The sequence below is a fragment of the Njordella aestuarii genome (assembly GCF_056494165.1).
Genome location: NZ_CM151397.1, coordinates 362,938 through 378,386 on the forward strand (window position 1 = coordinate 362,938; position 15,449 = coordinate 378,386).

The following is a 15,449-nucleotide window of genomic DNA, read 5'->3' on the forward strand; positions in this document are numbered from 1 at the left end:
ACAAGAAGTGTGAAAGAAGCGAATGGTTGCAGTGATGTTGAGCGAGTGCGTCACTAAGTTCAAGTTGCTTGGCTAGTTTTCATCCATTCAGGATTGTCTTCTGCAAAGGTTGCCAGTTCCTCGAGGATTCCATCAGTTGAGATCGCCGGCTTCCAATTCCAATGTTCTCGCGCCTGAGTTGCATCCAGCACGATCCAGCCACAATCATATGGCCGCGGTTTTGGTTCCGATATGACCGTATGCTTTCCAAACCTCGCTGTACACCAGTTGCTCAATTGCGCGAGAGACATGGCCGATTCTATCCCACCGGAAACGTTACTGATCATTGGCTTTGTAGAGCCTTTTGGTTCCTTGAGTTGCAACAAGATCAGTTGAGCTAAATCACGCGGGTGCAAACAGTCTCGCACTTGTAAACCATTTCCGTCGAAACCAATGTACTTAAGTGCAGATCGTTGTTGCCAAGAATGAATCCAATAGGAAAAGATGCCTTGATCAGCTTTGGCAAATTGACCAGCGCCCGCGAGGACTCCGCAGCGATTGATCCAAACAGGCAGACTAAATGCGTCGGCATACTCCGCGGCCAAGATTTCAGATGCCGCTTTAGTTGACCCGTACAACGAAACGGGCGGCATTGTGCTGAACGATTCAGAAATCCCTTTCTGACTAACTCCTGGTATAGTCTGTGTCTCTTCGGGAAAAAATGCATGCTCACGAGTCGACAATGCGATTTTGGACATTGCCTTTATCGAATAGACACGCGACGTGCTTAACAGAATTAATCCCGCGCGAGCATTGCGGCAAAACTCAAGCAGGTTGACTGTGCCCAAGAGGTTGTGTTCAACGATCTGTCGGGGAGAGAATGAATCTTGAACTCCGCCCAACACACTTGGCATGGCAGCGCAATCGATGACAAAGTCTACCGGAGGCAACTGATCGACATCGCTCGCGCAGCGGAGGTCGCCGTGGATAAACTTTATTCCTCGAGCTTGAAGACGCTGGCGATTTCTTTCCGAGCCACTTCTAGCCAGATTATCAATGCCGAAAATTTGTGAAGTGAATGCCTGATCGGAAAGGTGCAATGCTATTTCGCTGCCAACAAAACCACATATGCCAGTAACAAGAATTCGCATCCGACAAATTCGCCTTAACCAATACTCGACGCCCCACGGCTAGAAAGACTACCCAATCAAGTATGATAGCAACCAATTCGACGTGCAGATGTAGTGAAACCGATTGAGTGAAATTTTAAGTTGTTCATTCCGAAACTACCGCCAACGATGGGAAGATGGCTGAAATCGAAGGCCTTTACGCAAACGCAACTTAATTCTGACGGCAGGTAACCTTTTTATTTCGTGGGCGGTATGGAAAACCATTCGGGGGCCGGTTTTGGCGGCTCTGGGATCATAGCAGGTGCTTCACCACCAGACACCGACCCCATTGCCCCCCAAGTACCGAACGGACTACGTCCATTCCAGTTAGGAGTTGAATGCCACGCTCCGTTATGCCAAATACGACCAGGCGAGTAGCAATCCGCTGGCGTGTACTGCGGCCAAAAGTTTTCGGTATAAATCGAATCGCTGATGAATTTGACGCTTGCGTCGAACATAACAACATGAGCGCCGCCAAAGTGAAAACTGCCAGCGCTGTAGATTCCGTCGCCTTCTCCCCACGCATTATTGATCGGTGCGCAGCTGCCCGCGTTTGGTCCAAGGATGGTTGTCATCCCTGTGAGAACGGAAGAGCAATCTAAGTTGCGAGTACCTTGCTTGCTCCAATAGCGAGTACTTCCCTTGTAGATCCCACCAATCGCTTTGTTACGGCAATCGATAACATTGATGCCTTTGTACTCTGCCTGCTGCGGCAATTCGTAGTTCACACGACCTTGAACACGAACGTCAATTCCTTTAACTCCCGCATTTTGAACTTCGTTAAGCGAACGTGTTTCCGGCGTGCTTATCTCGCCGAACATAATTGAACCCGAATAGCCGTCGATAATGTTTTCCATGCCGAAGTAGTATTGGCGTTGGAATCCACCACGGACGTGGACAACGTCCAAGGCAACCGAATTCTGACCGACTTGCATATCTGCAAAGGAGAACGCGTAGTTGACGCGCGCACCATTCCAAGGATTACTCGGACGCATCGTGTACGGATCCGAAGGGCATTTGAGTATTCCAATTTGCGTCCGGTTTGGCGGATATGCTAGATCCCAAGGAAAGGCAGACACTGAGACAGCGCCGTCGATGGCTGCACCATTGGAGCCATACGGACCATACGCGAATAGTCGATCTTGCACTCTCGCAATCAACCCTTCGTGTATTTGCGTGTAATCTGAAGTGTGTCCCAAGAACGGGTACAGACCTATAAATCCACTCCAGCGAGGTTCACGCGATTGGACATATTTGAGGTCGGCATCTCCAGCACCCCAAGGGCTATCGAATGAAACAAGGCGATGGAAAGTTTGTTCATACTCTAAGGATGCTAAGCCCAATTGGCGAATGTTGCTGGCGCAGGCTTCTTTCCGCGACGACTCACGGCCAAATTGTAAGGCTGGTAACAATAAAGTAACGAGAACACTGATGACAGCAATCACCATCATCAGTTCAAGAAGCGTGTAGCCTTTGCAAGTGCTCGTGCGCATGTGAGCAAAACCCGTTGAAAATCGAAAGCATGTTCCGCCGGAATGCTTTCTCTTGTCATAGACTCGGCTGCAAGCTCTTGTATCTGAGTGGCGAGTGCAGTAAGAGAAGCACCCGTCATTCTACTACAACGGATTGAGTGAAATGTTCGATAGCGACAAAAAAAGAGGGTCGCGAATTCTCGCGACCCTCTCAGGACTTCGTGCAGCATCAATATTTCTATTGGACGCCGCGATTGTTTCTTGAGGCAATTGTCGTCTATTAACAAGAATTCGCATCCGACCAATTCGCCTTAACCAATACTCGACGCCCCACGGCTAGAAAGATTACCCAATCACGTATGATAGCAACCAATTCGACGTGCAGATGTGGTGACTCCGATTGAGTGAAATTTAAAGTCGTTCATTCCGAAACTACCGCCAACGATGGGAAGATGGCTGAAATCGAAGGCCTTTACGCAAACGCAACTTAATTCTGACGGCAGGTAATCTTCTTATTTCGTGGGCGGTATGGAAAACCATTCTGGCTCTGGTTTTGGTGGAATAGAAGGTGCTTCACCACCAGACACCGACCCCATTGCCCCCCAAGTACCGAACGGACTACGTCGATTCCAGTTAGGAGTCTGATGCCACGCTCCGTTAAGCCAGATACGCCCTGGAGAGTAGTAATCCGCTGGCGTTTCCTCCGGGTTATAGTTATCAGTATCGATCGAATCGCTGATGAAATCGACGCTAGCATCGAACATAACAACATGAGCACCGCCAAAGTGAAAACTGCCAGCGCTGTAGATTCCGTCGCCTTCTCCCCACGCATTATTGATCGGTGCGCAGCTGCCTGCGTTTGGTCCAAGGATGGTTGTCATCCCTGTGAGAACGGAAGAGCAATCTAAGTTGCGAGTACCTTGCTTGCTCCAATAGCGAGTACTTCCCTTGTAGATCCCACCAATCGCTTTATTGCGGCAATCGATAACATTGATGCCTTTGTAGTCTGCCTGCTGTGGCAATTCGTAGTTCACACGACCTTGAACACGAACGTCAATTCCCTTAACTCCCGCATTTTGAACTTCGTTAAGGAAACGCGTTTCCGGCGTGCTTATCTCGCCGAACATAATTGAACCCGAATAGCCGTCGATAATGTTTTCCATGCCGAAGTAGTATTGGCGTTGGAAGCCACCACGGACGTGGACAACGTCCAAGGCAACCGAATTCTGACCGACTTGCATATCTGCAAAGGAGAACGCGTAGTTGACGCGCGCACCATTCCAAGGATTACTCGGACGCATCGTGTACGGATCCGAAGGGCATTTGAGTATTCCAATTTGCGTCCGGTTTGGCGGATATGCTAGATCCCAAGGAAAGGCAGACACTGAGACAGCGCCGTCGATGGCTGCACCATTGGAGCCATACGGACCATACGCGAATAGTCGATCTTGCACTCTCGCAATCAACCCTTCGTGTATTTGCGTGTAATCTGAAGTGTGTCCCAAGAACGGGTACAGACCTATAAATCCACTCCAGCGAGGTTCACGCGATTGGACATATTTGAGGTCGGCATCTCCAGCACCCCAAGGGCTATCGAATGAAACAAGGCGATGGAAAGTTTGTTCATACTCTAAGGAGGCCAAGCCCAACTGGCGAATGTTGCTGGCGCAGGCTTCTTTCCGCGACGACTCCCGGCCAAATTGTAAGGCTGGTAACAATAAAGTAACGAGAACACTGATGACAGCAATCACCATCATCAGTTCAAGAAGCGTGTAGCCTTTGCAAGTGCTCGTGCGCATAACCTGTTGAAAATCGAAAGCATGTTCCGCCGGAATGCTTTCTCTGGTCGCAGAATCGCTTGCAAGCTCTTGCGTCTGAGTGGCGAGTGCAGGCAGAGAAGCACTCATCATTCTACTGCAACGGATTGCGTGAAATGTTCGATAACAACCAAAAAAGAGGGTCGCGAATTCTCGCGACCCTCTTGGTTCGTCGAGCAGCATTTCTATTTTGAGAAGTTTGCTGCTAGCTGATGCTTACACTAAGCAACTATTAGTCAGGAATAACCTGTGGTGCTTCTCCACCAGACTTGGATCCCATGGCGCCCCAAGTTCCGAACGGACTTTGTTGGTTCCAGTTCGGGGTTGTTCTCCATGAACCGTCGTAAATACGACCAGGCGAGTAGTAATCCGCTGCCGTCATACCTGGACGGATGTCGTTGGTGTCGATCGAATCGCTGATGAATTTGACGCTTGAATCGAACATTACAACGTGAGCACCACCAAAGTGGAAGCTACCGACAGTGTAAAGTCCATCGCCTTCACCCCAAGGATGATTGGATGGGGTGCAAGATGCGCTGTTAGGACCTAGTACTGTTGTTACGCCGGTGAAGACTGACAAGCAATCCAGATTACGAACGCCTTGGTTACCCCAATAGCGGGTGCTTCCCTTGTAGATTCCGCCGGTTGCTTTGTTGCGGCAATCGACAACGTTGATACCTTTGTAGTCGGCTTGAGGCGCCAAGTCGTAGTTGCAACGACCTTGAACGCGAACGTCAATTTCTGTCACGCCTTGATTCTCAGCTTGGTTTAGCGGGCGAGTTTCTGGCGTACTGATTTCGCCGAACATGACGGTACCGGAGTATCCGTCGATGATGCTTTCCATGCCGAAGTAGTATTGGCGTTGGAATGCACCGCGAACATGGTCAACGTCAAGCGACGTAGCGTTCTGTCCGATTTGAGCATCACCAAAGGAGTACGCGTAGTTCGTACGCGCTCCATTCCAAGGGTTGTTTGGCATCATCTTGTACGGATCGGAAGGGCACTTAAGCATCCCGATCTGAGTACGGTTTGGTGGGTAAGCTGTATCCCATGGGAAACCACTTCCAACAACTGCACCGCCAACGGCTACGCCATTGGAGCCGTAAGGGCCGTAGGCACGTTGTTCGCCTTGCACCTTAGCGACATAACCGTTGTGGATCTTTTGGTACAGAGGAGCTTGATCCATGAAAGGATACAAGCCAATGAAACCACTCCAACGTGGGTCGCGAGCTGTTCCGTATCCTTTATCAGGATCTTCACTGCCCCATGGACTATCAAAACCGACAAGCCGCTTAAAGGCTTGTTCATATTCCATCGACGCCAAGCCCAATTGGCGGATGTTGCTGCCACAGCTCATTTTGCGAGCTGCTTCGCGAGCTTGTTGAATAGCTGGCAGTAGAAGCCCAGCAAGAATACCGATGATGGCGATAACCACCAATAGTTCGACGAGCGTAAAGCCCTTACGAAACGTTTTTCGCATTAAGAAACCTTAGAATAGAAAGAAAGACAGATAGCCTGCGAAAAGATTTTCCGCGGGCCATAAGACGCAAATGCAATGGGAGCGCCGAGAATGACGCGAAGATAAAATCTACTTTATTATGTAGATTCGAGTTTTTGCTGCGAAACGTTTGCTTTCCACCACGGTGAAAACAAAGATAGCCGCGGGACGCCCGCGGCTATCAAATTAAGTTTCTGCGTTATTCACACTTAGTCAGGAATAACTTGTGGAGCTTCGCCGGCCGACTTGGATCCCATGGCGCCCCAAGTTCCGAACGGGCTTTGTTGGTTCCAGTTCGGGGTTGTTCTCCAACCACCGTCATAAATACGGCCAGGCGAGTAGTAGTCTGCTGCGACCATACCTGGGCGGATGTCGTTGGTGTCGATCGAATCGCTGATGAATTTAACGCTTGAATCGAACATTACGACGTGAGCACCTCCAAAGTGGAAGCTACCGACAGTGTAGAGTCCATCGCCTTCGCCCCACGGATGATTTGACGGAGTGCAAGAAGCGCTGTTTGGTCCAAGTACTGTTGTCACGCCGGTGAAAACAGACAAGCAATCTAGGTTACGAACGCCTTGATTGCCCCAGTAGCGGGTGCTTCCTCTATAGATGCCACCAGTTGCCTTGTTACGACAATCGACAACGTTGATACCTTTATAGTCCGATTGCGGGGCCAAGTCGTAGTTGCAACGACCTTGAACGCGAACGTCGATTTCCGTCACGCCTTGATTCTCAGCTTGGTTTAGCGAGCGAGTTTCTGGGGTGCTGATTTCGCCGAACATAACTGTTCCCGAGTAACCATCAATGATGCTTTCCATGCCGAAGTAATACTGGCGTTGGAAAGCGCCGCGAACGTGGTCCACGTCCAACGATGTAGCATTTTGTCCAACTTGAGCATCACCAAACGAGTAGGCGTAGTTTGTTCGAGCGCCGTTCCAAGGGTTGTTGGCCATCATCTTGTACGGATCAGAAGGGCACTTAAGCATTCCGATTTGCGTACGGTTTGGTGGATAAGCTGAGTCCCATGGGAACCCAGAAGCGACGACAGCGCCACCTGCAGCTACGCCATTCGAACCATAAGGTCCATAAGCACGAGATTGTCCCTGAACCTTCGCGACGTATCCATTGTGGATCTTCTGGTACAAGGGAGCTTGATCCATGAACGGATACAAGCCAATGAAACCACTCCAGCGTGGATCGCGCGCGGTACCATAGCCTTTATCAGGATCTTCACTGCCCCATGGGCTATCAAAACCGACAAGCCGCTTGAAGGCTTGTTCATATTCCATCGACGCCAAACCTAATTGGCGGATGTTGCTGCCACAGCTCATTTTGCGAGCTGCTTCACGAGCTTGTTGGATCGCTGGCAGTAGAAGCCCAGCAAGAATACCGATGATGGCGATAACCACCAGCAGCTCAACAAGCGTAAAACCCTTACGGAACGTTTTTCGCATTGGAAGCGAAACCTTTTAGAAATAGAAAGACAGTAAAACACCGCAAAAGAGATCTGCGGGAGTGGGAGGTTACTTGCGGCACTTGCTATTAAATTGCTCGTAAGCAAAGTGTTCCAAGTAATGGATCGATTAGTTTTTCGAGAGAGATTCTGGCCAGGCAGTCTTGGCGACTGCATAAAAAAAGAGGGTTGCGAGATTTCGCAACCCTCTTAGGTCTTGTGTATTCCCTAGGATGACCAGGGAGCAGCGATTAAATTGTGGGCAACTACAGGTTAGTCAGGAATAACCTGAGGCGCTTCTCCACCAGACTTGGAACCCATGGCACCCCAAGTTCCGAACGGGCTTTGTTGGTTCCAGTTCGGCGTGGTTCTCCATGCGTTGTCCCAAATACGGCCAGGTGAATAGTAGTCTGCTGCGACCATACCTGGGCGGATGTCGTTGGTATCGATCGAGTCGCTGATGAATTTCACGCTAGCGTCAAACATGACGACGTGAGCTCCACCGAAGTGGAAGCTACCAGCACTGTAGATCCCGTCGCCTTCACCCCAACCGTTGTTGGAAGGTGTGCAACCGCCAGCGTTTGGTCCCAGAATGGTTGTCATCCCGGTGAAAACGGTCAAGCAGTCCAGGTTACGAGTTCCTTGTTTGCCCCAATAACGGGTGCTTCCCTTGTAAATCCCGCCGGTAGCCTTGTTGCGGCAATCGACAACATTGATACCTCGATAATCTGCTTGTGGAGCCAAGTCATAGTTCAATCGACCTTGAACACGGACGTCGATTTCAGTGACGCCGCCATTTTCCGCTTCGTTGAGCGAGCGGGTTTCAGGCGTGCTGACTTCGCCGAACATAACTGTTCCGGAGTAGCCGTCGATGATGCTTTCCATACCGAAGAAGTATTGGCGTTGGAATGCACCGCGAACATGGTCAACGTCCAAGGACGTAGCATTTTGTCCGACTTGCATATCGCCGAACGAATAGGCGTAGTTAACGCGAGCAGCGTTCCAAGGGTTGTTTGGCATCATTTTGTACGGATCGGAAGGGCACTTAAGCATTCCGATTTGGGTACGAACAGGTGGGTAAGCTGCATCCCAAGGGAATGCGGAGGCAACAACTGCACCGCCAACGGCTACGCCATTGGAACCGTAAGGACCGTAAGCACGTTGTTGTCCTTGAACTTTTGCAACATATCCATTGTGGATCTTTTGATACAAAGGCGCTTGATCCATGAAAGGATACAAGCCAATGAAACCACTCCAACGTGGATCGCGAGCTGTTCCGTATCCTTTATCAGGATCTTCACTACCCCAAGGGCTATCAAAACCGACAAGCCGCTTGAAGGCTTGTTCGTATTCCATCGACGCCAAGCCCAATTGGCGGATGTTGCTGCCGCAGCTCATTTTTCGAGCTGCTTCGCGAGCCTGTTGAATGGCTGGCAATAGCAAGCCAGCGAGAATACCGATGATGGCGATAACCACCAATAGTTCGACGAGCGTAAAGCCCTTACGAAAAGTTTTTCGCATTAGTACGAAACCCTTCTATTAAAATGAAAATAATGAAACGGACGGTCGTAATACCGCCACGCTAGGTATTAAAAGGCAAGAAGGGTGCCACGGTAGGCCCACCCGGCTATGTAGGAAATTACAAAAGAAAATTTCCAGTTGCCGCGATACATTTCTCATGGAGTGTGTTGCGGTCGTGGTGAGGCAAGATAAGCGCAAGTCGTTTCGTGATTTTCCTTGCGCGAGTCACGTTCGCGAGTCTTTCCCCGGTCGTTTGAGCTGGGCCTTTTGCGAGCAGACGCGAGAGAGGTTTGGTCGACAAGATGGCTCTGAGGTCCGCGCCTCTGAGGCATGGAGCCTCTCCTAAGTCTTTACGATGAGCGGATCACACTAGTTGAGCGGCCCACTGTGGTTTTGCAGCTCGCGGCCCAAAAAAATAGCCGCGAAGGTATTCGCGGCTAAGTTGGTCCTCTTGAAAGGCTAAGGCTTATTCAGGGATAGTTTGAGGCGACTCGCCGCCAGACTTAGATCCCATAGCTCCCCAGGTTCCAAACGGGCTTTGTTGATTCCAGTTTGGTGTGGTTCTCCAGCCCCCGTCGTAAATACGGCCAGGCGAGTAGTAATCGGCTGCGGTCACGCCTGGTCGAGTGTCGTTGGTGTCGATCGAATCGCTAATGAATTTGACGCTTGAATCGAACATTACGACGTGAGCACCACCAAAGTGGAAGCTGCCAACGTTATAAATACCGTCGCCTTCACCCCAAGGGTTGTTGGAAGGTGTGCATGAAGCACCATTCGGCCCGATAATCGTTGTCACGCCGGTGAATACAGACAAGCAATCTAGGTTGCGAACGCCTTGGTTGCCCCAATAGCGGGTGCTTCCTTGGTAGATGCCGCCGGTTGCTTTGTTGCGGCAATCGACAACATTGATGCCTCTGTAGTCGGCTTGCGGAGCTAGGTCGTAGTTCAAGCGGCCTTGAACGCGAACGTCGATCTCGGTCACACCTTGATTCTCAGCTTGGTTTAGCGAGCGAGTTTCTGGGGTACTGATTTCGCCGAACATAACGGTTCCCGAGTAACCATCGATAATGCTTTCCATGCCGAAGAAGTATTGGCGTTGGAATGCACCGCGAACATGGTCAACGTCCAGAGATGTAGCATTTTGTCCAACTTGCATGTCGCCGAAAGAATAGGCGTAGTTGGTGCGAGCCGCATTCCAAGGGTTGTTTGGCATCATTTTGTACGGATCAGAAGGGCATTTGAGCATACCGATTTGCGTACGGTTAGGCGGATATGCAGTGTCCCATGGGAATGCAGAAGCGACGACCGCGCCACCAACAGCCACGCCATTGGAGCCGTAAGGTCCGTAAGCACGCTGCTCACCCTGAACGCGGGCGACATATCCGTTGTGGATCTTTTGGTACAGAGGAGCTTGATCCATGAAAGGATACAATCCGATGAAACCACTCCAACGTGGGTCGCGAGCTGTTCCGTATCCTTTATCAGGATCTTCACTGCCCCATGGGCTATCAAAACCGACAAGCCGTTTGAAGGCTTGTTCATATTCCATCGACGCCAAACCTAATTGGCGGATGTTGCTGCCACAGCTCATTTTGCGAGCTGCTTCGCGAGCTTGTTGAATAGCTGGCAATAGCAAGCCAGCAAGGATACCGATGATGGCAATGACCACCAGCAGTTCGACGAGCGTAAAGCCCTTACGAAAAGTTTTTCTCATTACGAAACCCTGGAAAAAGAATGACAATAAAAACCGCGGGTAGAAAAAAGCGCGATCTTTAGGGTCTTGTTCGCAAGAGAAGGGCCACGAAACAATCAAGAAAAGAAGTCTTCGGAAGCGTCTCAATTTTCGAAAAAAGGCCGAAACCCTGTAGAATTGGGCCACCTCAAAATGGAAAACGGCCGCGAATGGCTCGCGGCCGTTAGGAAAAAGTTTCTCGTTTTGGTTAACTTTTTTTAGTCAGGAATAACCTGAGGCGCTTCTCCACCAGACTTGGAACCCATGGCACCCCAAGTTCCGAACGGGCTTTGTTGGTTCCAGTTCGGCGTGGTTCTCCATGCGTTGTCCCAAATACGGCCAGGTGAATAGTAGTCTGCTGCGACCATACCTGGGCGGATGTCGTTGGTATCGATCGAGTCGCTGATGAATTTCACGCTAGCGTCAAACATGACGACGTGAGCTCCACCGAAGTGGAAGCTACCAGCACTGTAGATCCCGTCGCCTTCACCCCAACCGTTGTTGGAAGGTGTGCAACCGCCAGCGTTTGGTCCCAGAATGGTTGTCATCCCGGTGAAAACGGTCAAGCAGTCCAGGTTACGAGTTCCTTGTTTGCCCCAATAACGGGTGCTTCCGCGGTAAATCCCGCCGGTAGCTTTGTTGCGGCAATCGACAACGTTGATGCCTCGGTAATCCGCTTGTGGAGCCAAGTCGTAGTTCAAGCGACCTTGGACTTTCACGTCGATTTCGGTCACGCCGCCGTTCTGTGCTTCGTTGAGCGAGCGGGTTTCAGGCGTGCTGACTTCGCCGAACATAACTGTTCCGGAGTAGCCGTCGATGATGCTTTCCATACCGAAGAAGTATTGGCGTTGGAATGCACCGCGAACATGGTCAACGTCCAAGGACGTAGCATTTTGTCCGACTTGCATATCGCCGAACGAATAGGCGTAGTTAACGCGAGCAGCGTTCCAAGGGTTGTTTGGCATCATTTTGTACGGATCGGAAGGGCACTTAAGCATTCCGATTTGGGTACGAACAGGTGGGTAAGCTGCATCCCAAGGGAATGCGGAGGCAACAACAGCGCCGCCAACAGCTACGCCATTGGAACCGTAAGGGCCGTAAGCACGTTGTTGTCCTTGAACTTTTGCAACATATCCATTGTGGATCTTTTGATACAAAGGCGCTTGATCCATGAAAGGATACAAGCCAATGAAACCACTCCAACGTGGATCGCGAGCTGTTCCGTATCCTTTATCAGGATCTTCACTACCCCAAGGGCTATCGAAAGCGACAAGCCGCTTGAAGGCTTGTTCATATTCCATCGACGCCAAGCCCAATTGGCGGATGTTGCTGCCGCAGCTCATTTTTCGAGCTGCTTCGCGAGCCTGTTGAATAGCTGGCAATAGCAAGCCAGCAAGAATACCGATGATGGCAATGACCACCAGCAGTTCGACGAGCGTAAAGCCCTTGCGAATAGTTCGCTTCATATAAATAAGACCTCAAAAAAATGCATTACCAGCCCTGGGCTGGCGTCCGGAAATTATTTACCCGATTGCGGGTAATACGTAGCCGAATGCATCTCTCGCGCCCAGGAAAAAGGTTTCGCTGGATTCGCGATAAAGTCGAAAAAAGAAGATATGAAATTGTGCGAAACCGCTTAGATTTTGAGTGTTATTACAGCTTTCATGTATTTTTAGAAAAGTTTTTTCCGCTTGTGGGGTGGGTCACCTGCTGGGGCTTAAGCGTTGCAAATTGAGACAAGCTGTGCAAAACGAAGCTTGTTGGGCGTGGTTCCGCTCGCAAGCGGCGTTAATGTTGGATAGGGATCCATTGCGGCACTGCTCGCTGCTGTAGGGGGCTGACGAAAAGAGCGTCGCCCAGCGAGAATTCAGAAGAATTTGAAGATTGGCAGCCAGCCAAGCCGGATTTTGCCTTCAGAAGCACTTCGCGCCAGCATTTTTGATGAATGCTGGCGCGATTGCAGGAGAAACAACTAGGTTCCTATTCGGGGATCACTTGTGGTGACTCGCCACCCGATTTGGAGCCCATAGCGCCCCAAGTTCCAAACGGACTTTGCTGATTCCAGTTCGGCGTCGTGCGCCAAGCGTCCTGGTCGTAGATACGTCCGGGGGAATAATAGTCTGCCGCTGTCGTTCCAGGACGAGCATCGTTGGTGTCAATCGAGTCGCTAATGAACTTGACGCTGGCATCGAACATAATGACGTGGGCGCCACCGAAGTGGAAACTGCCCGCACTATAGATTCCGTCACCTTCGCCATGAGCATCGGTCGTCGGCGTGCAGGACCCGCCGTTAGGTCCGATGATGGTCGTCATTCCGGTGCACGCAGTCAAGCAATCAAGGTTGCGTGTGCCATGGCGACCCCAATAACGGGTGCTTCCTTGGTAGATTCCGCCGACAGCTTTATTGCGGCAGTCGACCACATTGATCCCACGGTAGTCGGCTTGGGGAGCCAGATCGTAGTTCGATCGACCTTGGACTCGAACGTCGATCTCTGTGATGCCTTGGTTGGCCGCCTCGTTGAGCGAACGAGTTTCAGGTGTGCTTATTTCTCCAAACATCACCGTTGTGGAGTAGCCGTCCAGAATGCTTTCAAGGCCGAAGTAGTACTGGCGTTGGAATGCGCCGCGAACGTGGTCGACGTCCAGTGATGTTGCATTTTGGCCGACCTGCATGTCGCCGAAGGAATAGGCATAGTTGACGCGTGCGCCGTTCCAAGGGTTGTTTGGCATCATCTTGTACGGGTCAGATGGGCACTTAAGCATCCCAATTTGGGTGCGGTTTGGCGGGTATGCCGTGTCCCAAGGGAATGCAGCACCGGACTCCGAGCCATTCACGGCGATTCCTGGAGATCCGTACGGACCGTAACTTGTGGCTACGCCTGATACCTTCGCAACGAACCCGTTGTGAATTTTTTGGTAAAGCGGAGCTTGGTCCATGAAGGGATAGAGGCCGATAAATCCGCTCCAGCGCGGGTCACGCGACTGTTCAAAGCCTTTGTCGGGATCGGCCGATCCCCAAGGGCTATCAAAACCGACCAGCCGTTTGAAGGCCTGTTCGTATTCCATCGAAGCCAAACCGAGTTGGCGGATGTTACTGCCGCAACTCATCTTGCGAGCCGCTTCGCGGGCCTGTTGAATTGCCGGCAGCAATAGGCCAGCGAGGATACCAATGATGGCAATAACCACCAGAAGCTCCACGAGCGTAAAACCGCTCTTAAATGTACGTTTCATCGAATTTCCACTACTAGAAGAGAAAACAACTAAGAAATAAATGCGGGATGCTGTTCAGCAACGAGAGCCTGTGAGGCTAATCGCATCTAAAGCAATTGTTGCAATAGCACTACCCGGGTGCGAAAGGATGTTAATCCATCCGTCGCAACCATTTAAAACACGTTGGATCTCACAAGGTCCCGTACAAAATTGCGTAGCAGACTATTCAAAATCTTTTCTTGAGGAATTGCGATACCCCGAAGTTTCCCTGTGTTTTGCCTGGGAAAGCACGGTCAGGAGACGCCTTCAATGCAAAATACAGATTTTTCGAAACCCACTTTTCGTTACTGAGGGCGTCAAGAATTTTTAGTTAATATCCCATAATGCCGCTTGCCGATGCGTGTGGCAAATACGATCAATGGGTTCGTTGAAGAACGCAAAGATGCCTTCGTGAGCTCTTCCGGTACGCTGTGCACATTCCGTGTTTTCAAAATGATTCCATCGCAAGCGTAATCACTGACTTTGCGTTTAATCTTTTTTGCATCGAGAGGCGAGACTTCCAATACTTTATGCCAACGAACAAACGGCCCCTCTTTTGCTTCATTTGTAGTCAAGAATCCGTCGTGGTTTCCAATGACTTGATGCCCTGATTGAAGAGCAAAAACATGCTGGCATTTTGCAGCTCTTAGCGATGGATCGGCGTCTCCTATCCATTCGCTTACTTCATTTACCGATCGGCAAACTACGAGATTTTGGTGCGGACTTGCGAAACTTTCAAGTTCGTCCCTAGGAACTGACCAGTGATGCCAGCCCGTTGTCTTCGAGTGAGTTGATACGTATACGTAATTATGTTCAAAGCCAGAGATGTTCCACCACCATCGCTGCTGGACAACGCTTCTATTGTGAGTGATCCAATGTTTCGCAATCTGTGAGTCGATTTCAGGCAAAATATCCACGCAAGCCGGCGCCAGTTTTATGGAGCCGCCTGCGCTTGTCCTTACTAGCCGCAAAATGGTGGCGATATCTGGTGAGTGCCACTGTAGTTGGACGCTCCGACCTTTCTCGCTGCGACGATCGGGGTCGGCGTGGATGTAGAGGTCTTCGGGGATCGGTTCATCGGATATGTCGGCGCATCGAACGGAAAGCCGTTGGAAAGTACCCTCGCATTCTTGCAAGGCGGCATTTGCCATTGTCATTCCGGTCGCGAAATCGCTTCGGTCCAGCGCGACGACGTTATGTTTCGCTGCCAGCGCGATCGCATCCGATCCGCCGCCACAGCCTACATCCAATATTTTACAATCGTCCGGATAATAACTCGCGACCAGCTTCGCAGTTGTCTCGTCACTTGAAAGCTCGAGCAAGCGAGTCGTCCACAGCCACGATGTCGGATCGGAAAACTTGCGTTTCGATTTCGACTGCAAGGTGAGCTGGTGTTGCAGAAGTTCTTGCGGCAGATCGCTTGCCAGACGAACTCTTGCATAATCGCTCTCGGCAATCATATCTTTCAGGTTGCCAGGGGCTCGTACCGCTTCGGCAAAAATAGCTTGCCACTGCGGGGCGGAGAATCCGTCAACCAAATCTGAAAATACCATTTG

The 15,449-nt window shown here is 50.7% G+C and carries 10 protein-coding genes; all 10 read right to left on the reverse strand.

What is annotated here, in order from left to right; translation table 11 throughout:
* Positions 1-59: 59 nt before the first annotated feature.
* Entirely contained in the window at positions 60-1,130 is a 1,071-nt protein-coding gene (locus tag SH451x_RS01360; protein ID WP_479360492.1) for an NAD-dependent epimerase/dehydratase family protein, read from the reverse strand.
* 215 nt (positions 1,131-1,345) lie between these two features.
* Positions 1,346-2,641 (reverse strand): DUF1559 family PulG-like putative transporter, encoded by a 1,296-nt coding sequence (locus tag SH451x_RS01365; protein ID WP_479360493.1) that lies wholly within the window; start codon positions 2,639-2,641, stop codon positions 1,346-1,348.
* Positions 2,642-3,132: 491 nt separating this feature from the next.
* Positions 3,133-4,530, reverse strand: a complete 1,398-nt coding sequence (locus SH451x_RS01370; RefSeq protein WP_479360494.1) for a DUF1559 family PulG-like putative transporter — start codon at positions 4,528-4,530, stop codon at positions 3,133-3,135.
* Positions 4,531-4,669: 139 nt separating this feature from the next.
* Positions 4,670-5,917 (reverse strand): DUF1559 family PulG-like putative transporter, encoded by a 1,248-nt coding sequence (locus SH451x_RS01375; protein WP_479360495.1) that lies wholly within the window; start codon positions 5,915-5,917, stop codon positions 4,670-4,672.
* A 227-nt stretch (positions 5,918-6,144) separates the two neighbouring features.
* Complete coding sequence (locus SH451x_RS01380; protein ID WP_479360497.1) at positions 6,145-7,392, reverse strand: DUF1559 family PulG-like putative transporter; 1,248 nt, start codon at positions 7,390-7,392, stop codon at positions 6,145-6,147.
* 272 nt (positions 7,393-7,664) lie between these two features.
* A complete protein-coding gene (locus SH451x_RS01385) occupies positions 7,665-8,912 on the reverse strand; it encodes a DUF1559 family PulG-like putative transporter (protein ID WP_479360498.1) in 1,248 nt (415 codons plus the stop codon).
* Positions 8,913-9,378: 466 nt separating this feature from the next.
* Entirely contained in the window at positions 9,379-10,626 is a 1,248-nt protein-coding gene (locus SH451x_RS01390; protein WP_479360499.1) for a DUF1559 family PulG-like putative transporter, read from the reverse strand.
* 236 nt (positions 10,627-10,862) lie between these two features.
* Complete coding sequence (locus tag SH451x_RS01395; protein ID WP_479360500.1) at positions 10,863-12,110, reverse strand: DUF1559 family PulG-like putative transporter; 1,248 nt, start codon at positions 12,108-12,110, stop codon at positions 10,863-10,865.
* A 514-nt stretch (positions 12,111-12,624) separates the two neighbouring features.
* Positions 12,625-13,875 carry a DUF1559 family PulG-like putative transporter gene (locus SH451x_RS01400; RefSeq protein ID WP_479360501.1) on the reverse strand — a complete coding sequence of 417 codons (1,251 nt, stop codon included), beginning with the start codon at positions 13,873-13,875 and terminating at the stop codon, positions 12,625-12,627.
* A 335-nt stretch (positions 13,876-14,210) separates the two neighbouring features.
* Positions 14,211-15,446, reverse strand: coding sequence for a class I SAM-dependent methyltransferase (locus SH451x_RS01405; RefSeq protein ID WP_479360502.1), 1,236 nt, complete (start codon positions 15,444-15,446; stop codon positions 14,211-14,213).
* Positions 15,447-15,449: the final 3 nt, after the last annotated feature.

Bases quoted from the DNA above. Each gene is read 5' to 3' on its own strand.
- SH451x_RS01395 (WP_479360500.1), bottom strand. From the start codon at position 12,110: ATGAAGCGAACTATTCGCAAGGGCTTTACGCTCGTCGAACTGCTGGTG.
- SH451x_RS01390 (WP_479360499.1), bottom strand. From the start codon at position 10,626: ATGAGAAAAACTTTTCGTAAGGGCTTTACGCTCGTCGAACTGCTGGTG.
- SH451x_RS01370 (WP_479360494.1), bottom strand. From the start codon at position 4,530: ATGATGAGTGCTTCTCTGCCTGCACTCGCCACTCAGACGCAAGAGCTT.
- SH451x_RS01375 (WP_479360495.1), bottom strand. From the start codon at position 5,917: ATGCGAAAAACGTTTCGTAAGGGCTTTACGCTCGTCGAACTATTGGTG.
- SH451x_RS01365 (WP_479360493.1), bottom strand. From the start codon at position 2,641: ATGCGCACGAGCACTTGCAAAGGCTACACGCTTCTTGAACTGATGATG.
- SH451x_RS01400 (WP_479360501.1), bottom strand. From the start codon at position 13,875: ATGAAACGTACATTTAAGAGCGGTTTTACGCTCGTGGAGCTTCTGGTG.
- SH451x_RS01360 (WP_479360492.1), bottom strand. From the start codon at position 1,130: ATGCGAATTCTTGTTACTGGCATATGTGGTTTTGTTGGCAGCGAAATA.
- SH451x_RS01385 (WP_479360498.1), bottom strand. From the start codon at position 8,912: ATGCGAAAAACTTTTCGTAAGGGCTTTACGCTCGTCGAACTATTGGTG.
- SH451x_RS01380 (WP_479360497.1), bottom strand. From the start codon at position 7,392: ATGCGAAAAACGTTCCGTAAGGGTTTTACGCTTGTTGAGCTGCTGGTG.
- SH451x_RS01405 (WP_479360502.1), bottom strand. From the start codon at position 15,446: ATGGTATTTTCAGATTTGGTTGACGGATTCTCCGCCCCGCAGTGGCAA.